Annotated in this window: 16 protein-coding genes; 6 read left to right on the top strand and 10 right to left on the bottom strand. The window is 59.2% G+C overall.

All coding sequences use genetic code 11. The features are described from left to right. Positions 1–20 precede the first annotated feature (20 nt). Entirely contained in the window at positions 21–2318 is a 2298-nt protein-coding gene (locus GLP52_RS01140; protein ID WP_237272625.1) for a xanthine dehydrogenase family protein molybdopterin-binding subunit, read from the bottom strand. A 194-nt stretch (positions 2319–2512) separates the two neighbouring features. Between GLP52_RS01140 and GLP52_RS01135 the strand changes: the two genes are divergently transcribed. Then, positions 2513–5620 carry a valine--tRNA ligase gene (locus GLP52_RS01135; protein ID WP_237271368.1) on the top strand — a complete coding sequence of 1036 codons (3108 nt, stop codon included), beginning with the start codon at positions 2513–2515 and terminating at the stop codon, positions 5618–5620. 206 nt (positions 5621–5826) lie between these two features. Here GLP52_RS01135 and GLP52_RS01130 read toward each other — a convergent pair whose 3' ends face one another. Next, entirely contained in the window at positions 5827–6618 is a 792-nt protein-coding gene (locus GLP52_RS01130; RefSeq protein ID WP_237271367.1) for a crotonase/enoyl-CoA hydratase family protein, read from the bottom strand. A 135-nt stretch (positions 6619–6753) separates the two neighbouring features. On the opposite strand from GLP52_RS01130, the gene GLP52_RS01125 reads away from it, so the two are divergent. After that, a complete protein-coding gene (locus tag GLP52_RS01125) occupies positions 6754–7857 on the top strand; it encodes a pyridoxal phosphate-dependent aminotransferase (protein ID WP_237271366.1) in 1104 nt (367 codons plus the stop codon). A gap of 15 nt (positions 7858–7872) precedes the next feature. Here the strand turns inward: GLP52_RS01125 and GLP52_RS01120 are convergent, their stop codons facing one another. Next, on the bottom strand, positions 7873–9081 hold the full coding sequence (locus GLP52_RS01120; RefSeq protein ID WP_093732385.1) for a pyridoxal-phosphate-dependent aminotransferase family protein: 1209 nt from the start codon (positions 9079–9081) through the stop codon (positions 7873–7875). A 151-nt stretch (positions 9082–9232) separates the two neighbouring features. Between GLP52_RS01120 and GLP52_RS01115 the strand changes: the two genes are divergently transcribed. Further along, positions 9233–11092, top strand: coding sequence for an ABC transporter ATP-binding protein (locus GLP52_RS01115; RefSeq protein WP_093732384.1), 1860 nt, complete (start codon positions 9233–9235; stop codon positions 11090–11092). A gap of 18 nt (positions 11093–11110) precedes the next feature. Here the strand turns inward: GLP52_RS01115 and GLP52_RS01110 are convergent, their stop codons facing one another. Further along, positions 11111–11785, bottom strand: a complete 675-nt coding sequence (locus GLP52_RS01110; protein WP_237271365.1) for a TIGR04283 family arsenosugar biosynthesis glycosyltransferase — start codon at positions 11783–11785, stop codon at positions 11111–11113. Between the two features lie 66 nt (positions 11786–11851). Between GLP52_RS01110 and ygfZ the strand changes: the two genes are divergently transcribed. After that, on the top strand, positions 11852–12595 hold the full coding sequence (gene ygfZ, locus GLP52_RS01105) for a CAF17-like 4Fe-4S cluster assembly/insertion protein YgfZ (RefSeq protein WP_237271364.1): 744 nt from the start codon (positions 11852–11854) through the stop codon (positions 12593–12595). A 228-nt stretch (positions 12596–12823) separates the two neighbouring features. On the opposite strand, the gene efp is transcribed toward ygfZ, so the two are convergent. After that, the gene (gene efp / locus GLP52_RS01100) at positions 12824–13387 is read right to left on the bottom strand and encodes an elongation factor P (RefSeq protein ID WP_093732381.1); all 564 of its coding nucleotides are present in this window, start codon (positions 13385–13387) and stop codon (positions 12824–12826) included. Between the two features lie 221 nt (positions 13388–13608). On the opposite strand from efp, the gene GLP52_RS01095 reads away from it, so the two are divergent. Then, positions 13609–13929: a DUF6280 family protein gene (locus tag GLP52_RS01095; protein WP_093732380.1), complete on the top strand. Its 321-nt coding sequence runs from the start codon at positions 13609–13611 to the stop codon at positions 13927–13929. Between the two features lie 176 nt (positions 13930–14105). On the opposite strand, the gene GLP52_RS01090 is transcribed toward GLP52_RS01095, so the two are convergent. The 5 genes from GLP52_RS01090 to hppD all read right to left on the bottom strand — a co-directional run bounded on the left by GLP52_RS01090 (position 14106) and on the right by hppD (position 19060). Then, the gene (locus GLP52_RS01090) at positions 14106–15134 is read right to left on the bottom strand and encodes a hypothetical protein (RefSeq protein WP_237271363.1); all 1029 of its coding nucleotides are present in this window, start codon (positions 15132–15134) and stop codon (positions 14106–14108) included. A gap of 74 nt (positions 15135–15208) precedes the next feature. Beyond that, entirely contained in the window at positions 15209–16654 is a 1446-nt protein-coding gene (locus tag GLP52_RS01085) for a TolC family outer membrane protein (RefSeq protein WP_093732378.1), read from the bottom strand. A 57-nt stretch (positions 16655–16711) separates the two neighbouring features. Next, a complete protein-coding gene (locus GLP52_RS01080; RefSeq protein WP_237271362.1) occupies positions 16712–17365 on the bottom strand; it encodes a protein-L-isoaspartate O-methyltransferase family protein in 654 nt (217 codons plus the stop codon). A gap of 229 nt (positions 17366–17594) precedes the next feature. Beyond that, complete coding sequence (locus GLP52_RS01075) at positions 17595–17951, bottom strand: Rieske (2Fe-2S) protein (RefSeq protein WP_093732376.1); 357 nt, start codon at positions 17949–17951, stop codon at positions 17595–17597. Beyond that, on the bottom strand, positions 17948–19060 hold the full coding sequence (gene hppD / locus GLP52_RS01070; RefSeq protein ID WP_093732375.1) for a 4-hydroxyphenylpyruvate dioxygenase: 1113 nt from the start codon (positions 19058–19060) through the stop codon (positions 17948–17950). The genes GLP52_RS01075 and hppD overlap by 4 nt, the downstream gene beginning before the upstream one ends. 183 nt (positions 19061–19243) lie before the next feature. Between hppD and GLP52_RS01065 the strand changes: the two genes are divergently transcribed. Further along, positions 19244–19726, top strand: a complete 483-nt coding sequence (locus GLP52_RS01065; RefSeq protein WP_093732374.1) for an Lrp/AsnC family transcriptional regulator — start codon at positions 19244–19246, stop codon at positions 19724–19726. The last annotated feature ends 278 nt before the right edge of the window (positions 19727–20004 follow it).

The following is a 20004-nucleotide window of genomic DNA, read 5'->3' as shown; positions in this document are numbered from 1 at the left end:
CCGCCCCGATGCAACCAAGCTTATTCTGCTGCGATTGCGCTGTTGTTCAGCAAGGTCCACACTTTATGCGGCGTGAACGGCATGTCGGCCTGACGCACGCCACGGTCCCACAACGCATCTTGTACCGCGTTCGACACGGCCGCCAATGCACCGACGGTTCCCGCCTCGCCGCAGCCCTTCATCCCCATCAGGTTTGCGGTCGACGGCACGGGTTCAGAGTTGAACGACACAAACGGCACGTCCGCCGCGCGGGGTATCGCATAATCCATGAACGAGGCCGTCAGCAGTTGGCCGTCTTCGTCATAGACGACATGTTCCTGAATGGCTTGGCCAATGCCCTGCACCACCCCGCCATGGACCTGACCTTCGGCCAGCATCGGGTTGATCAGATTACCGAAATCATCCACCACCGTATAGCGGTCCACGGTCACAACGCCTGTTTCGGGGTCAATCACAACCTCGGATACATGCGCCCCGTTGGGATAGCTGCGCCCCGGTAGGGTTGCGCGTTCGTGATGCACCAGCAGATCGTCGCGGCCCTTCTGGCGCGCCATCTCGGCGACCTCCAGCATGGTGGGCGTCATGTTCGACCCGTCTGCGCGAAAGCGTTCGTCGTCAAAGCTAATCTGCGCCGCAGGCACACCCATTTCCTCAGAGAGAAAGGCGGTAAACGCATCGGTCATCTTGGCCACCGTAGCCAGCGTCGCCGTGCTTTGCGTGGTGACAGAGCGCGACCCACCAGTGCCGCCGCCCTGTTTGATCAGATCGCTATCGCCCTGAATGACGTGGATCAGCTCTGCCGGAATGCCCGTCTGATCCGACAGGAATTGTGCATAGACGGTTTCATGCCCCTGCCCGTTAGACTGGGTGCCGACATAGATAAACACGGTGCCATCGGCATTAAACTCGACCTTGGCCCCCTCTGCCGGATCGCCAAGAATGCTTTCGATGTAATAGCAAAGCCCCTGCCCGCGCAGCAGCCCCTTTGCCGCATCCGCCGCCTTGCGTGCGGCCAAGCCATCGTGATCCGCCTCGACCGCGACGCGGGTCAGCAAGCGGTTGAATTCACCTACATCGTACTGCTCGCCCGTGGCTGAGGTATAGGGAAACTGTTCGGGTTTGATAAAGTTGATCCGCCGCAGCTCCCACGGGTCGACACCCAATTCGCGCGCTGCGCGGTCCATCAGCCGCTCCAGCACATAAATCGCTTCGGGCCGGCCAGCACCGCGATAGGCGTCGGTCTGAACGGTATTGGTGTAATAGCCTTCGACCTGCAGCCACGTGGTCTGCACATCATAGACCCCCATCAAAACCTTGCTGAACAGGAGCGCCTGAATGGGCTGGCCGAACTGGCTGTTATAGGCCCCGAGGTTGCATTTGGTGCGGACGCGGTAGGCCGTGATCTTGTTGTTTTCGTCAAAGGCGAATTCCGCAAGCGAGGTCAGATCGCGCCCGCCATTGTCGCTGAGCATGGCTTCGGTCCGGTCCGACATCCAGCGCACCGGACGCCCCAAGGCCCGCGCCGCCTGCGCAACCGAGAAGTATTCGGGATAGGCCGCGGCCTTCATGCCGAAACCACCGCCCGTATCGGGGTTGGTCACCTGTACGTGGTCGTCATCTAGCCCGAACACGCGTTTGAGGTTGCCTTTGTGCACCCAAACGCCCTGCCCGTTGTTGGAAACATGCACCTTGCCGTCGGCCCATTCAGCATAACAGCCGCGCGGCTCCATCGCGTTGACGATGATACGGTTGTCTCCGACGTTCAGGCTGACCGTTTTTGCCGCCGCATCGAATGCCTTTTGCGTGGCCTCCTCATCCCCCATGCCCCAGTCGAATGCCATATTGTCCGGCGCTTCTGGATGCAGCGTCTCGCCGCCACGCTCCAGCGTCATATGGGTGGGCAGATCGTCTACCTCGAACATGATCAGCTCTGCGGCGTCACGCGCCTGGTTCATCGTCTCGGCGATCACCACCGCAACAGGTTCCCCGACGAAACGCACACGGTCCTTCGCAAGCATGGGGCGCAACGGCTTGGCCCCTTCGCTGCCATCTCGGTTCTGCAACACCGTCGCCGCCATAGAGATATCCATGCCGGCAGCTTCCAGATCCTTGATTGTCAGGACAGCGTGTACGCCGTCTGCCTCGGACGCATCCGTGACATCCAGTGTGGTGATCACCCCATGCGCGACAGGAGATCGGAAGAAATAGGCATGCAGCGCGTCGGCAGGCGCAATGTCATCCACATAGCGCCCCTCGCCGGTCAGAAACCGCACATCCTCAACCCGTTTGACCGGTTGGCTTTTCCCGAACTTTTCCATCTGGCGGCATCCTTTGATCATCATCTTGGCTTTGCGCCCGACCTTAAGCGCGAAACCAGCGATGTCCATACGATGCGCGGCGAAAGCTGGCACAGCGACGCCAAGTTTTCAACGCCCCAGCCTTCCCCTTTACGCCCCGCTCGGCTAGATCATCCCAAAGCTTAAAGCGCTACGCTAAAAGAAGGACGCTGATCATGGCCCTCGACAAGAATTTTGACGCCGCCCAGGCCGAAGCCCGCCTCTATGCCGCATGGGAAGACGCCGGTGCCTTCAAGGCCGGTGCCAACGCCTCGCGCAAGGAAACCTTCTCGGTCATGATCCCGCCGCCCAACGTGACAGGGTCGCTGCACATGGGCCATGCATTCAACAATACATTGCAGGACATTCTGGTGCGCTGGCACCGCATGCGCGGCTTTGACACGCTGTGGCAGCCCGGTCAGGACCACGCCGGTATCGCGACGCAGATGGTGGTGGAACGCGAGCTTGCGAAAGACGGCAAACGCCGCACCGATTTCACCCGCGAAGAATTCACCGCCAAAGTCTGGGAGCAAAAGCAGAAGTCCGGCGGCACGATTATCGGCCAGCTCAAACGCCTGGGCACCTCGCTTGATTGGTCGCGCAACGCTTTCACCATGTCCGGTGCGCCGGGTGCCCCCGCGGGCGAGGAAGGCAACTTCCACGACGCCGTGATCAAGGTCTTCGTGGATATGTACAACAAAGGGCTGATCTATCGCGGCAAGCGTCTGGTCAACTGGGACCCGCATTTCGAGACCGCGATTTCCGACCTCGAGGTCGAATCCACCGAAGTTGACGGCCACATGTGGCACTTCAAATACCCTCTGGCCGATGGCGCGACCTACACCTACGTCGAGAAAGACGAAGACGGTAACGTAACGCTGACCGAAGAACGCGACTATATCGCCATCGCGACGACCCGCCCCGAAACCATGCTGGGCGATGGCGCGGTCGCGGTACACACCTCTGACGAACGCTATGCGCCCATCGTTGGCAAGCTCTGCGAAATCCCGGTCGGCCCCAAGGCGCAGCGCCGCCGCATCCCGATCATCACCGACGAATACCCCGACAAGAATTTCGGCTCGGGCGCGGTCAAGATCACCGGCGCGCATGACTTCAACGACTACGGCGTCGCCAAACGTAACAACATTCCGCTCTACGCGCTGATGGATACTCGCGGTGCCATGCGCGCCGACGGCTTGCCCTATGACGCAGCCGCAGCGCGCGCACAGGCCATCGCCGATGGCCGTGAAGAAGCGCCCGCGGACGCGACAGAGATCAACCTCGTGCCCGAAGACTACCGCGGCCTCGACCGGTTCGAGGCGCGCACCAAGGTCATCGCCGATATCACCGCCGAAGGCTTGGCCGTCATGGTGCCGCCGACCGATCCGCGCTTGGGCAAGCCGGTCAAAGCCCCCCTTGCCCCCGAAGAGGGTGGCGAAGAGCGCGACGAGACGCTGGTCCCGCTGGTCGAGCCCAAGAAGATCATGCAGCCGTTTGGTGACCGATCCAAAGTCGTGATCGAGCCGATGCTGACCGACCAGTGGTTCGTAGAGACCTCGAAAATTGTGCAACCCGCCATCGACGCCGTGCGCAATGGTGATGTCCAAATCCTGCCCGAGCAGGATAAAAAGGTGTATTTCCACTGGCTCGAGAATATCGAACCTTGGTGCATCTCGCGCCAACTCTGGTGGGGGCATCAGATCCCCGTGTGGTTTGGTCCTAGCAACGACGAACTAGATCGTTACGCTGCGGAGTCACGAGCGTCTGATACACCCGCCGCTGCGCTTTCTTGGAACCGTAGAGACCCGATTGAATTTTGCGCCGCAAATGAACAAGACGCACTAAAAATGGCGCGCGATTATTATGGGCCGGATGTCGAGATCACTATTGATGATAGCGATGGAATACCCTCAATGGGCTACGGTACGGATCATAATCTTGAAAAATATGTAAAACTCACCCGCGACCCCGATGTCCTCGACACGTGGTTCTCCTCCGGCCTTTGGCCCATCGGCACACTTGGCTGGCCCGAGCAAACGGACGAGCTGGCGAAATACTTCCCCACCTCGGTGCTGATCACTGGTTTCGATATTATCTTTTTCTGGGTCGCCCGAATGATGATGATGCAATACGCCGTGGTCGATCAAAAGCCGTTCGACACCGTCTATGTCCACGCGCTGGTGCGCGACGAGAAGGGCAAGAAAATGTCCAAATCGCTCGGCAACGTGCTGGACCCGCTGGACCTGATTGACGAATACGGCGCGGATGCGGTGCGCTTTACCCTGACGGCGATGGCCGCCATGGGGCGTGACCTGAAACTGTCGACACAACGCATCGCCGGCTACCGCAACTTTGGCACCAAACTGTGGAACGCCCACCGTTTCGCCGAGATGAACGGCGTGTTTGACGATAGTGTCAAGGCAGTGACCTACACCAGCCACACCCAGGTCGACCACACGCTCAACAAATGGATCATCGGCGAAACTGCCCGCGTCCGCGAAGAGGTCGACGCCGCATTGGATAACTACCGTTTCAACGACGCGGCCAATGCGCTGTATGCCTTTGTCTGGGGCAAGGTCTGCGACTGGTATGTGGAGCTGTCCAAACCCCTGCTGCAAGACGATGCGCCAGAGGCTGCCGAGACTCGCCAGACACTGAAATGGATTCTGGATCAATGCCTTGTGCTGCTCCACCCGATCATGCCCTACATCACCGAGGAACTGTGGCAGACCACCGCCACCCGTTCCAAAATGCTGGTGCATGGCGACTGGCCGACCTACAGCACCGCCGAGATGCTGGACGCCGATGCCGACCGCGAGCTGAACTGGGTGATCGGGCTGATCGAATCCATTCGTTCGGCCCGTGCGCAGATGCACGTGCCTGCGGGGCTCAAAGTGCCGATGCTTTATACCGACATGGACGCCGCAGGCCAAACCGCGTGGGATGGCAACGAGGCGATGATCAAACGTCTGGCACGGGTCGAAACCTTGGATAAGGCAGAGACTTTCCCCAAAGGCACCGTCTCTATCGCGGCACCGGGGGCCAGCTTTGGCTTGCCGCTGGCCGGCCTGATCGACATCGACGCTGAAAAAGCGCGTCTGCAAAAGTCGCTCGACAAGCTTGGCAAGGAAATCGGCGGGCTGAAAGGACGTTTGAACAACCCCAAATTCGCGGCCTCCGCCCCTGCCGAAGTTGTCGCCGAAGCCCAAGGCAATCTGGATGCACGGCAAGAAGAAGCAGACCAGCTTCAGGCAGCACTGAACCGCTTGGCGGAACTGGGGTAATCCGGGCTGCTTCCAAATGGCCTTAAATCCTCGCCGAAGGCAAAAAACTCTTTTGATGCGTCAAAAGATGCCTTCGGCGAGGATTTTTTTACCATTTGGAAATGAATGTCTGCGCTGATTGATCTGCGGTCCTCGCTGGGAAGCAAAGATCGTTCATTTGGAAGGCCCCGTCTGAGCAATCAGGCGGGGCTGACTTTTTTGTGCCGCTAGTCTTTGAAGACGGCGGGGCGTTTGCCGAACTCTGCTGCAATAACCTCCATCTGGTGCGGGCGTCCCAGCAGCGCGGCCTGTTCGCGGGATTCCGCCAGCAATACGGCATCCGCATCGCCTACCTCGGCAAAGGCGGTGAGACGTTTAGCAGCTTTTATCGCGCTTGGGCTTTTGCCGGCGATTGTCGTGGCGAGCGCCATGGCGGCGGCCAGCGGGTCTTCGGCGATCTGCGTGACTAGCCCCCAGCGTTCGGCCTGTTCTGCCCCGATGGGTTGTGCGGTATAGGTCAACAGCCGCAACACATCGCCCCGCACCAGTTTGGGCAGCAACACCATGCCGCCCATATCCGGCACGATGCCCCATTTCATCTCCATCACGGCCATTTCGGTATCGGGGGCCGCGATGCGGATATCCGCCCCAAGCGCCAGTTGTAGGCCCGCGCCATAGGTCTTGCCATGCAGTGCAGCGATCACGGGCACACCGACGCGGGTCCAGACCATCGCCACCTCCTGCCACTGGTTCGTGGTCCCGTCGCCGTGGGTGCGCGTCATCATCCGTTCGGTCGGGTCGCCGCCGGCCAGCGCGCCCATGCCACCGATGTCGATGCCAGCGCAGAACGCCTTGCCTTCGCCCGAAATAACCACTGCCCGCGCATTTGATGCAGCCACCTCGTTTCCGGCAGCGATCACAGCATCAATCATGTCTTGGTCAACGGCATTCATTTTGTCGGCGCGGGTCAGGCGCACATGGGCAATGTGATTGTCATAGGTGACGGAAACGCGGCTCATAGGATCCTCCTTGAATTTTGGCTAGTTTGGCCACGAAGTCTGTATGTTGCAAAGCGAAACGCTACGGCACCCAAAACCGCGCGCGCATGCTGATGTCACTTGCCCGACGCATGTCAGATGCAGTAGCTGATCCCCATGACACAGTATCGCCTCACCCCGCTTGCCGACGCCCTGCCCTCTACCGTGCCGTTTGTCGGTCCTGAAACGCAGGAACGCGTTATGGGCCGCGCCTTTACCGCGCGGCTGGGGGCGAACGAGAACGTCTTTGGCCCCTCCCCCCGCGCGATTGATGCGATGGCCAAAACCGAACAGTGGATGTATGGCGATCCCGAGAGCCATGATCTGCGCGCGGCCCTTGCAGCGCATCATGGCATCACGCCCGAGAACATCATCGTTGGCGAAGGCATCGACGGGTTGCTGAGCTATCTTGTGCGCCTCATGGTGGCAGACGGCGACGGGGTCGTGACCTCGGACGGGGCCTATCCGACATTTAACTATCACGTGGCGGGCTTTGGTGGGGTGCTTCACAAAGTGCCCTATGCGGACGATCATGAGGATCCGGCAGCGCTGTTTGCCAAGGCCGCCGAGGTAGGCGCCAAGCTGGTCTATCTGGCCAACCCAGACAATCCCATGGGCAGCTGGCACGACGGACACGTCATCACCCGCGCGTTAGAGGCGTTGCCGCAAGGATGCTTGCTGGTGCTCGACGAGGCCTATGTCGATTGCGCCCCCGAGGGTACCGCCCCCGACCTGCCTGCCGATGATCCGCGCCTGATCCGCATGCGCACCTTTTCCAAGGCGCATGGATTGGCAGGGGCGCGGGTCGGCTATGCCATCGCTGCGCCCGATTTGATTACGGCCTTTGGCAAGGTGCGAAACCACTTTGGGATGAACCGTGCTGCCCAAGCAGGTGCCCTCGCTGCGCTGCAAGACAGCAATTGGCTGGCGCATATTCAATCCCAGATTGCCAGCGCACGCGACCGGATCGCGCAGATCGCATCGGACAACGGGCTGACGGCCCTGCCCTCTGCCGCGAATTTCGTCGCGATCGACTGCGGTGCTGACGGCCGCTTTGCCAAGGCCGTTCTGGACGGGCTGGTCACGCGCGGTGTCTTTGTGCGCATGCCGTTTGCCGCACCGCAAAACCGCTGCATCCGCGTCAGCTGTGGCACGCCGGAAAACCTTGATGCTTTTGCCGCGGCCTTGCCCGCGGCACTCGCGGATGCGCGAAAAGCCTAGCGCGGCGCGGCGGGGTTAGGCCCCGCCGATCACTTTCGCTGCGGCCTCTAGGGCGCCCGTGCCGCGTTTAATATCAAGCGCGGACATGCCGGCCTCTATCCCGCCAAGCATCCCCATGACCATTTGCCCGTTTACATGCCCCATGTGACCCAAGCGGAAGAACCCGTGGCTTTCGGGGCTGTCTTTGGGGGCCATGCCCAGACCGATTCCCAACGTAAGACCGATGTTCCCCTCGACCCAGTCGCGCAACTCTGTGGCCTGTGGTGCCTTTAGCCGCAGCGCCGTGACAGCGTGGCTGCGCAGGGCGGGATCAGCGATGTTCAGCGCCAGATCACCTGCGCTCCCCCATGCATCGCAGGCGGCCCATACCGCCCGCGCCAGCGTTTCGTGCCGGTCCCAAACGGCCTCGATGCCCTCGTCGTGGATCATATCCAGCGCGGCCCGCAGTCCATAGATGTGATGCGTAGGGGCCGTGCCACAGTGGTACTGGAAGAACTCTTGCGGGTTGGCGCGCGGGGTCCAGTCCCAGAACCGGCTAACCCGTGGCAGTGCCTCGCGCACGGCGGCGGCGCGGTCGTTAAAGAATACAAAGCTGACACCGGGCGGGACCATCAGCCCCTTTTGACAGGCGGTGACCATGACATCGACGCCCCAGTTGTCCATCTCGAACCGGTCGCACGCGAAGGAGGCGATGCAATCCACCATCAGCAACGCCGGGTGATCCGCTGCATCAAGCGCAGCGCGCAGGCCGGCGATATCATTGACAACAGAGGTTGAGGTATCCACATGCACCGCGAGCACGACCTTGATCTCGTGGGCTGTGTCCGCTTCCAGCCGCTCTGCGATCTGATCGATATCCATGGCGGATTGCAGGCCGAAATCCATGACCTCCACTTCCGCGCCAAGCCCTGTGGCGGCATCGCCCCAACCGATTCCAAATCGCCCGGTTGCCGGCACCAGCACCTTGTCACCGGGGGCCACGACATTGCTCAGCGAGGCCTCCCAAGCGGCGTGGCCGTTGCCAATATACATCGCTACGTGATGCTGCGTGCCCGCGATACGCCGCAGATCTTCCATCAGGGGTGGCATCATATCAACCAACTCTCCGGCATAGATATTGGGGGCCGGACGATGCATCGCGTTCAACACAGCCTCGGGCATCACCGACGGACCGGGGATCGCGAGATAGCCGCGCCCTTGCGACAGATTGCGGAATTTGGTCATGGCACCAGCCCTCATATGCAGGAAGAATTTCCTGCAACTTATCCGCAAGCAGCGCGGCGTCAATCACACAAACCACGCGGCGCTGCTTGCCCTGCCCCTTAGGGCTGCGTAAACCCGTAGACATATATGCCCAAAGGAACCCGGCCTTTATATGAGTGATGTGACCTATTCCTCGCGCGAGCTGCTGACCTGGCTCTGGCGCGACTACCTCAAGAAACACATGTGGGTATTGATCGTGGCGATCATCTTCATGTCGATCGAGGCCTCGACCATGGGCGGGCTTGCCAAGCTGATGCAGCCGATGTTCGACCAGGTATTTGTCGCTGGCGACAGCGGCGCATTGCTGTGGGTCGGTCTGGTGCTGGTGGGCATCTTTGTGCTGCGGGCTGTGTCCGGGGTGGTGCAAAAGGTGCTACTGACACGCATCAAACAAAAGTCCGCCGCTGATATGCGGATTGATCTGCTGGACCGGATGATGGTGCAGGACGGCGCGTTTCACCAAGAGCATCCGCCGGGTTTTTTGATCCAGCGGGTGCAATCGGATGTGAATGCCATCGGGTCGGTCTGGCAGGCCGTGATCACCGGTGCGGGGCGCGACCTGATCGGGTTGATCGTTCTGCTTGGTGTTGCGATCTCTATTGATCCGGTTTGGGCGCTGCTCGCCTGTATCGGTCTACCACTGATGGTCATGCCCGCCGCATTGGCGCAACGCTTTGTGCGGGCGCGGTCGCGCGAGGCACGCGATCTTGGCGCAACCCTGTCGACCCGTCTGGACGAAGTGTTCCACGGTATCGTGCAGATCAAACTTAACGCGCTAGAAAAGTATCAAGCCAAGCAATACCGCGACCTGACCAAGACCTATATCCGCACCGAGGTACGGGCCTCCTTCGGGAACTCGGCCATTCCGGGGATGATCGACATCATCTCGGGCATCGGGTTCATGGCCGTGATCCTCTATGGCGGGAACGAAATCATCGAGGGCGACAAGACCATCGGTCAGTTCATGACCTTTTTCACTGCCATGGGCTTTACCTTTAACCCGCTGCGCCGTCTGGGCGCGATCAGCGGGCTGTGGCAGACCGCTGCCGCAGCGCTTGAACGGCTCAAAGAGCTGATGGACGAGCCGGTGCATCTCAAGTCACCAGCCAATCCGGTGCCTGTGCCCACAACGCCCCCCCATATCGCGCTGGAAGGCGTGAGCCTGTCTTACGGCGACGCCAAGGTTCTGGACGATCTGACGTTGCATGCCGCTGCAGGCGAGACGACGGCGCTTGTCGGGGCATCGGGGGCGGGCAAGTCGACCATCTTTAACCTGCTGACCCGCCTGATTGACCCGCAAGAGGGGAGCGTGACAATCGCAGGCGTGCCTCTGGCTGACATGGACATTCCCGACCTGCGCGGCTTGTTCTCTGTTGTGACGCAAGAGGCCCTGCTGTTTGATGAAACCCTACGCGAGAACATCGTTCTGGGCCGCGAGAACGTCACCGACAAAGAGCTGCAACAGGCGCTGGACGCCGCCCATGTGTCTGACTTCCTGCCCAAGCTGGAGCACGGTCTGGAAACCCGCGTCGGGCCGCGCGGCTCTGCGCTGTCGGGCGGGCAACGTCAGCGCGTCGTGATCGCGCGTGCGCTGCTGCGCAATACCCCGATCTTGCTGTTGGACGAAGCGACCAGCGCGCTGGACGCGCAGTCTGAAAAGGTTGTGCAGCAAGCGCTGGATCGGCTGTCACAAGGGCGGACAACCCTGGTCATTGCGCACCGTTTGTCCACCATCCGCGGCGCGGACAAGATCGTAGTCATGGATCGTGGTCGGGTGATGGACGAAGGCAAACACGAAGACCTGCTGGCGCGTGGCGGCATCTATGCCGATCTCTACCGGTTGCAATTCGAGGACGGCAAAACTGTCACCGACGGGCGCAACCTGGCCGCGATGCGGCGTATGGAACGCGGCCTTAAACCCGTTGAACCGAACCTGCTGCAACGCATCGGGCTTCGGCTGTTCGGTACCTAGTCTAGACGACGACGCTGTCTATTTAGCATATCCCTCGGCCAATTTGGCCGGGGTGACCCCCGCGAAATAGCAGATCAAGGTCCAAAGGTTCCGCGACCCGCGCCGCAGCCAGCCTTGGCGCATATATTTATCCGCCGACGTCACCGCCGTGACCTCTAGCCCCACCAGCTGCCCGCGCAGGGCCCGCACGAGGGCCACATCCTCCATCAACGGCTGATCGGGGTAGCCCCCCACGGACTGATACAAATGTCGCGGCAGCAACAGCCCCTGATCTCCGTAGGGCAGTCCCAGCCGGCTGCGCAGGTTCGCCCAGGCCGCCACCGCCTTGCCCGCAAGCCCGCCCTGATCGAACTGAAGCTGGAACCAGCCTGCCTTTTCGCCACGCAGGTGTGCAATGACAGGCCCCGTCCACCCCGGTGCAAGCCGGGTATCAGCGTGGAGCACCAACAACCATTCCGCTTTCGCCTTGGCACAGCCGCGCCGTAATTGCCCGCCGCGCGACGGCGTACCAGCCATGATCTCTGCGCCCCAAGCTTCCGCCAATGTCAGGGTCATGTCATCCGAGCCCCCGTCGCTGATGATCAGCTCGCGGATAAGACCCGCGTCCAACCCCTCCATCAGGGCGGTGAGGCAATCGGTCAGGGGCGCTTCGGCATTCAAGGTGGGAATGACAACAGATATAGGCGCGCGCATGGTTGCCCCTTTCAGCTTCGAATTGCGCTGTTATATGTCATGTTAATCATTGAAAGGACAAGCGATATGACCAGCCGCCGCATCCTGAGACTATCAGGCCCCGACACCCGCGACTTTCTGCAAGGCCTCGTTACCAACGACATTCGCAAGCTGGATCAGGCCCCGATCTACGCCGCGATCCTGACGCCACAGGGCAAATTCATCACCGATTTTTTCCTGTCAGCGGGCGGCGATGCCGTGCTGCTGGACGTCGCCGAGGCCGATGCCGACGCGCTGGTGCAGCGTCTGACGCTGTACAAGCTGCGCGCCAACGTCACCATCGACGCGACCGGCCTGTATCTGCACCGTGGCCTAGAGGACGCGCCCGAGGGGTCCTATACCGACCCCCGCGACGCCCGCATGGGCTGGCGCGCCTACCGCGACATGCCGCAAACCGATGATACGACCGACTGGGATGCCCTGCGCGTCACCTATATGATCCCCGAGTGCGGCGCAGAGCTGACCCCGGACAGCTTTATCCTTGAGATGGGGTTCGAGCGACTGAATGGCGTCGATTTCCGCAAGGGCTGCTATGTCGGCCAAGAGGTCACCGCCCGCATGAAGCACAAAACCGAATTACGCAAAGGCCTGGCCCAGGTCGAAATCAGCGCCCCCGTTGAAAAAGGCACCGCCATCACTGCGAACGGCAAGCCCGCCGGGACGATCTTTACCCGCACCGGCACGCACGCACTGGCGTATCTTCGGTATGACCGCGCCACGGCCGCGATGCAGGCAGGCGACGCCACCGTGACGATGGTGACCGACGGTTAGGGCGGCGGATGCCACACCGGCCGACCGTTTTGCGCAAATTTCGGGCAGTCTAAAGCAAGGGCGTAGGCACACCCTCTATTTAGTTGCAGATTGGCAACAAAAACCCGTTTTGCAAACGTTTCACCCCATGTCGGTCGGCATTCACGCCGCTTGCACAACGCAAAAGAGCCCCGGCATCACCGGGGCTCTGCAGTGCGGCGAAGCTATGACGTAGCGTCACATCAAAGCTTAGGCGCGTTCGGAATATTCCATGGTTTCGGTGTTCACGATGATATCTTCGTCCTGACCGACGAAGGGCGGGACCATCACTTTGACGCCGTTATCCAGGATCGCTGGCTTAAAAGAATTCGCCGCTGTCTGGCCTTTGACGACCGGCTCTGTCTCGACAATTTTGCAGGTCACTTTCTGGGGCAAGGACGCGTTAAGCGCTTCTTCCTCGTGATACTCCACAACCACCATCATACCGTCCTGGAGGAAGGGGCGGCGTTCGCCCAAAAGCTCTGCAGAAAGCTGCACTTGCTCGTATGTTTCGGTGTCCATCAGAACCAGCATACCTGCGTCTTCATACAGGAATTGTTGGTCTTTTTGCTCTAGGCGGACCTTTTCAACCTTGTCAGCGCTGCGGAAGCGTTCATTCAATTTTGACCCGTTCCGAAGGTTGCGCATTTCGACCTGAGCAAAGGCACCACCCTTGCCCGGTTTGACGTGATCGACCTTGACCGCCGCCCACAGACCACCGTTATGCTCAAGCACATTTCCTGGCCGAATTTCGTTCCCGTTAATCTTTGGCATGTATCAGCACCGTAGCCTTAAAGTTGAAGAGAGATTGGCCCGACCTATATATATCAACGTCGACCCCCGCAAGACAGCGCACCCGATGCTGCAACAGCGAAAAGATATGCGAAAGGCGCATGCGTGCTATGCAATAAAGGTGTATCCGAATCGAGCTCTTTCGGTCATAAGGAGGCCTACGCCTAAATGACAAGAGCAAGAATAATAGAAAGGACGACGAGATGAAAGATTTCGTTGATGGCACTGCCTTTAACAATGAACAAGGTAACCGTGCCCGCAAACTTTTCGCAGCTGTGGTACTGGCTGCATTGGACGATGCGATTGCCGATGACAAGAAATACGGCAACGGTCCAGAACAGATTGCCCGTTGGGCCCGCTCCCGCGATGGCCGCGAAGTGTTGAGCTGCGCCGGCATCGATCCCAACGAGCGTGTTGTCGAAGGTCTGATGGACTTTGTTGGCAAAGGCATTCGGACATCCGTTGCCCTGTCGCGCGAAGAGTCAGAGCGTCGCCATGCCGCGCAACAGGCCGAAGCTGCCTGAAGACTGCCAAAAGTTTGAACAAAAAAACGCGGCCCACCGGCCGCGTTTTTTTTATGTCTGCCATTTATATCGACGGGCCTGCCGTCCGCCCTGCCCCACAAACCAAAAAGGGCAAGGTGCCCAGCCTTGCCCATTCTACTCAAAAGCCCTAGCGCTGTGAGGCGCTTGCAAAGCTATTATTCAAGGTCCTGCGATGTCAGTGCCCGATGGATTTCGCGCCGTACCAACTTGCGAACGTTGCGCGTGATCCGTTCCCCCAAAGCGCCCTGAAGCTCGCTACGTACGATTTCTGACACCAAGTCGCGCAGCATCTCTTCGTCCAAATATTCGTCTGCGCCAAAGGGTGCTGCGTCATCGTGCTGCGCTGCGGTCGTCGGCTCATCGGTCGTATCCTCAACGGCAGCATCCGCCGCCGTTACCCGCGCGGCAAAGGGGCTATCAACGATGCGCTCTTCAGGCTCGGCGGACGACGCGGTTGTATCGCTCCAGCCGACGCTGCCATCTTGCGGTGCGTCATAGTCGGGCTCTTTCAGGGTATCCGAAACCAGAGCACCAGTTGCGTCGAACTCTACATCGTCTTCCCACGCCATCGCCGGATCTTCGCTGCCGGAATAGTCGCTCTTGCCCGGCTCGTCGGGCTCCCAGTTTTCCGGAATGCGACTGATTGCCGTTTCAAGCGCGGCGATCTTGGCGCTGAGCCGGTCCGGCGTGGGGGGGACGTCTTCTACCAGCTCGGACGTACCCAGATTGAGCATGTCGGCAGAATAGGCTGCGGCGCGTGGCGCACTAAAGGCCAGCTTGCGCGACGGTTCCGCGGTATCCTGCAGATGATCATCACCCGTGGGGGTCGAAAACTGCGCCCGAAAGCGCGGCTCGCGTCCGGAAATAAACTTAAAATCTTCGGCAACTTGGTTCCGATCAGAGGCGGAGGGCTCTTCTTCCTCGCCTGAATCGATTTCTTGCATGGCCTCTTGGTAGGAGGCGGACCGCTGCTGGGCCACTTCGTGCATCTGAGGGGGCGCGCCCTTTGGCTGCGCCGCCACCGGCGTATCGTTTGAGACGCGCAATGACGGCGTAAGCACTAATTTATCTTCGATAGAAGGCTTTTCAGGCACTTTTTGCGCCGGCTTGCGATCCTCGGAGACCAGACGGCGGATCGAAGACAGGACGTCTTCGACCTCTGCGTTTGTGACGGTTTCGGACATAATTAATCACCACTCGTTCTTTGCAAATAGTCTAACCCGAAGGCTGTCTTGTCACAATGGGGGTGGTGAAAATGTCAGTCTTTTTGCAGCGCCCGCAAAACACGATCCAACTGCTTTCCTTCTTTAGAAAGTTTCGTCGGACCATCCTTGACCAGATTGTAATAGGCCGAAGGGTCATAGATCTGTACGGGCAGCTTGAGGTCCTGCGCGGTCAGCTGTCCGGTTGCCGCCAACACGGAATAGGCGGCGACATAGAGCTGTGACTGCGCCGAAACGCGAGCAGAGCGCGCATCAAGCAAGGATTGCTCAGCGTCCAGCACCTCCAGCGTCGTGCGTGCACCCAGACTTGCTTCTTCGCGGATACCGTCGAAAGCGATCTGTGCCGCGCTAACCTGCCGCTGCGATGCTTCGATCTGTGCCCGCGCCGAGGCGAGCCCCGCATAGGCGTCGCTTACCGCACGTTCAACATCCTTGGCGACCACATGCAGGTTGCCGCGTTGCGCGTCACGTTGCGCTTGGCTTTTACGCACCCCAGCGGACAAGGCACCGCCCTGATAGATCGTTTGGCCAACCTGAACCCCCACAGATCCACTGCGCGAAGAAGCTTCGGAACTGAAGGTTTCTGTCAGACCATAGGACCCCTGCAGCGACACCCGTGGCTTCAAGCTGGATTCGTTGCTGCGCACCAGCAAATCAGCGGCAGCGACCTGGTGTTGCACGGTCAAGATATCGGGGTGCTGCCGCACGGCCAACGCCTTGGCTGTGGCGATGCTGTTGGATAGGCTCGGCAAGCGTGGCGGCGGGCTAAGGCGACCTGGGTTCGTGCCCACGGCCACTTTGTAATAGGCTTTGGCACTGATGAAATCGCCCTGCGCACCCGCAAGATTGCTGCGTGCGGCTGCCAGCTCTGCCTCTGCAAGAGAGACGTCGGTACGGGTGACTTCGCCCACTTCAAAACGATCCCGCGCGGCGCGCAATTCCTGCGTCAGAACGCGCACGTTGTTTTCTCGAAGCGACACAAGCTGTTGCGTCTGGATCACGCTCATATAGGCGTCGACAGCGCGCAGCAGGATCTGTTGTTCGGCACTCACCAATGTTTCGCGGGTGGCCAGCACGGTTTCTTTGGCTGCTTCGATCGAATAGCGCGACGCGCCAAAGTCATAGACAAGCAGCGATGCCACGAGGTTGACCGACGTGGTGAGGGAATTGGTAGAGTTTCTGAAACCCGTTGGAAAAGTGCTGGTGCTGGTGCCCCCGCTGACCGACTGGTTGTACGATTTCGTCAGGTTTCCCGTCCATTGCAACACCGGCTTGAGCACGGATTTGGCGATGGCCACGTCTTCGTCGGCAGCACGCAGCACGGCGCGGTTCTGGTCCAGCAGACCGGAGTTGTTATAGGCCCCGACCAGCGCGTCAGCCAGTGTTTCCGACTGCGCCGCCATCGGCGCCATTAATCCCAACCCGACGCAGGACGCCGCGAGTATACTGCGGACGGACCGCATCTTGCCTGTATTCATCATATTTCACACTCCATTGGTGACACTGCTTCTGCCGTCATGTGCGGCAGTTATATTATCTTATAGCTGAAATTCTTTCGCGCGGGTAAACCCATTCAGCAGCGGGGCTGCGGCGTTAAAGCTTTTGCGCCAGCTGATGCCATGATCACTTTTATATCCCAAACGTACCTCGCCCAAGGGGCCGTCCATGAACAAGCAGGCGATCCGCCCCCCGTTCTTGAGCTGCGCCAACAGCGCCTCTGGCACTTCTGCAACGCCGCCCTGCACGATCATCACGTCATAGGGCCCGTGCTGCTGTGCGCCCTCTGCAAGCGCGCCTGGGTGCACAATAACATTGTCGATGTCGGCGTTGATCAGCGTTTCTTGGGCTTCTTTCGCCATCTGCTCGTCGGATTCCACGGCGACCACGGCTTCGGCCATATGCGCGATCACAGCAGAGGAATAGCCGTAGCCACAACCGATATCGAGCACCAGCTCGTCATTCTCGATCCCGAGCTCGTCCAGCATTTTGGCCAATGTGCGCGGCTCTAGCACGACACGTCCCTCGCCTAGGCTGATGTTTTCACCCAGATAGGCGGCCTCCCGACGGGCGGCGGGCACATAATCTTCGCGCGCCACTTTCAGCATCGCATCAATGATCGGGAACTTGGTAACATCCGAAGGGCGCACCTGAGTATCAACCATCATGGTGCGGCGGGCTGTGAAATCTGTCATCAGCTAAACTCTTTCGTTCGGTTATATGTCGTATGGAATGCCATATACCCGCCTGTCGGGCAACGGTCAGTACGTTTAAGGGGTGCAATTTTCCCTGCTGGGCGAACAATAGGGTCAAAACAGGGCGGATGCCATAGCTGCTCCGCACAGCGCCGTTATCCCTCGCGCACGAGGAATGGGGGCGATTGTCCCTCGCCCGCGGTTTTGAAAACGCGGACAATTGGTCAGATCACCCGATCACGATCCGGCCAGACACCTGCGACACAGGAACAGTAATCAAGCGGCAGCCAAGACCCTCGCCCCCGATACCTTCGCCGGTTCCAGCGTCAAACATCGCACCATGGGCGCTGCACATCAGCTTTTGGCCATCTGCGGACAGTATCTGCCTTGCGCGATAATCGAGAGGCAAGAACTGATGCGGGCACATGTTCACATAAGCAATCACCTGATCGCCTCGTCGTACCAGCAGCAGAGGGAAATCCCCTGCTGCGGTCGTAAGCATCATTACTGTAACCCCGGTCACATCCGCCGCACGTGCGACGCAGGTGCCGGATGTCGGGGCCGTAGATAGATCCGTCCAGATCATTCCGCCGGAGCAGCCTGCAAGACTCCGCGGCGCACCTGATCTTCTTCGATAGATTCAAACAAAGCGCGGAAGTTGCCCTCGCCGAACCCATCATCTCCCTTACGCTGGATGAATTCGAAGAAAATCGGACCAATCACAGTTTTAGAGAAAATCTGCAGGAGCACGCGGGTTTCGCCCCCTCCCACAACCCCTTCGCCATCAATCAATATACCACGTTTCTGCATCTGATCGATCGGCTCTTGGTGGCCTTTCACGCGGGCGCGGCTCATTTCGTAGTAGGTCGCGGGCGGTCCGGGCATGAACCCCAGCCCTGCATCCGCGATCTTTTCGGTGCCGCCATAGATGTCGTCAGAAGCAATTGCGATATGCTGGATGCCCTCGCCTTTATATTCGCGCAGGTATTCCTCGATCTGGCTGTTATCATCCGCACTTTCGTTGATGGGGATCCGGATTTTACCATCCGGCGAGGTCAACGCGCGGCTGGTCAACCCCGTCTGCTTTCCCTTGATGTCAAAGAACCGGATTTCCTTGAAATTGAAGGTATCGGCATAAAACCGGTACCACGTGTCCATATTGCCGCGGATCACATTGTGGGTCAGATGGTCGAGATAGTAGAAGCCAAACCCTTCGGGACGCGGATCAACTTCACCAAGCCAATCATAGTCAGCATGAAAGGCACTGCCATCTTCACCATATGTGTCGATGAAATACAGCAGCGATCCGCCAATACCGTAAACGGCAGGGGCCTCTATCGCCTTACCGCCACCGGTGTATTCCTTCGCCCCCAGATCGACAGCACGTTTAAGCGCATGTTGTGCGTCCACGACACGCCAGCCCATTGCGGGGGCACAGGGGCCATGCTCTTCGACAAACTCGGCCGCGTGTCCGGTTTTCTCTGCGTTCAGCAAATAGGTAATATCGCCTTGGCGGTAGATCGTGATGTCCTTGGATTTATGCTTGGCCACTGGAACAAAGCCCATCTGGCGAAACAGCTTGTCTAGAACGACCGGATCGCGGTGCGCAAACTCGACGAATGAAAACCCGTCAGTCCCTGCAGGGTTCTGATCGGAAATAGTGGCCTTTGGCGCGTCGTGTGGAAACGGTCCCATGGTGCAAACTCCTCCAAGTATTGGTTGAATTCATTGTGCATCAGCGTCCGCGCATGGTGCGTGCATACTACGCGTAAAATCTATGCAACTTTACACAAAAATCGCATAGAAGCGGGGATTATTGTAGCTTAGAAACACATTTCATGTTCATCCTGCACGACTCAGATAGAAAGATAGGCTATTATGTCGCTAGACGGATTCGATATCGCAATACTCAGGGCGCTCCAGCAGGACGGAGCGCTGACCAACACCGCTCTGTCAGAAATAGTGAACCTTTCCCCGTCGCAATGCTCGCGGCGACGCTCGGCGCTCGAGGCAGCGCAGCTTATTTCCGGATACTCTGCACGGTTGAACGCGGACCGGCTGGGCTTTGGACTACGCGCGATTGTCCGTGTCAACCTGCGCAGCCACGGCGGCACCAACGAAAGTGGCTTTGCCAGCTTTATCGCCCGCCACCCTGAAGTCCGCGCTGCCTTCTCCGTCTCTGGGGATGCAGATTATATTCTTGATCTGCGCACCCCCGACCTAGAGAGCTTTGCACGCTTCATACACGAACACTTGCTGCCGCACGAACTCGTAGCGCAGGTCAGGTCTGAGATTGTGCTTAGAACGCTGAAAGACTCGCCGGGCGTTGACCTTGCCCGGCTTCCCGCATCAGCGCGCTAGCACTGGAGGAGTACGGCAGCCCTCGCGCAAAAAAGACCAGCAGAGCGCCTAATAGACTGCCCTGCCAATACTGACACTCAACTGCGGTTTGAAGATCGAACTTTTAAAATTAATTGGAGGTGAGTAGGAGAATCGAACTCCTGTACACGGATTTGTAATACTATACAGGCCGAACTACTGCGCACCAGAACGTATAGCGTAAAACTAAAATTACTCATTATTATTAATATATTGAATACCTTTGGCAGTGTATTGGCGTGGGTTAGAGGGGGTTGCAG

This window comes from Sulfitobacter sp. M22 (genome assembly GCF_021736025.1).
In the GTDB taxonomy this organism is placed as follows: Bacteria; Pseudomonadota; Alphaproteobacteria; order Rhodobacterales; family Rhodobacteraceae; genus Sulfitobacter; species Sulfitobacter litoralis.
The sequence above is the reverse complement of the archived record's forward strand: the minus strand, read 5'-3'. Positions and strand labels throughout refer to the sequence as shown.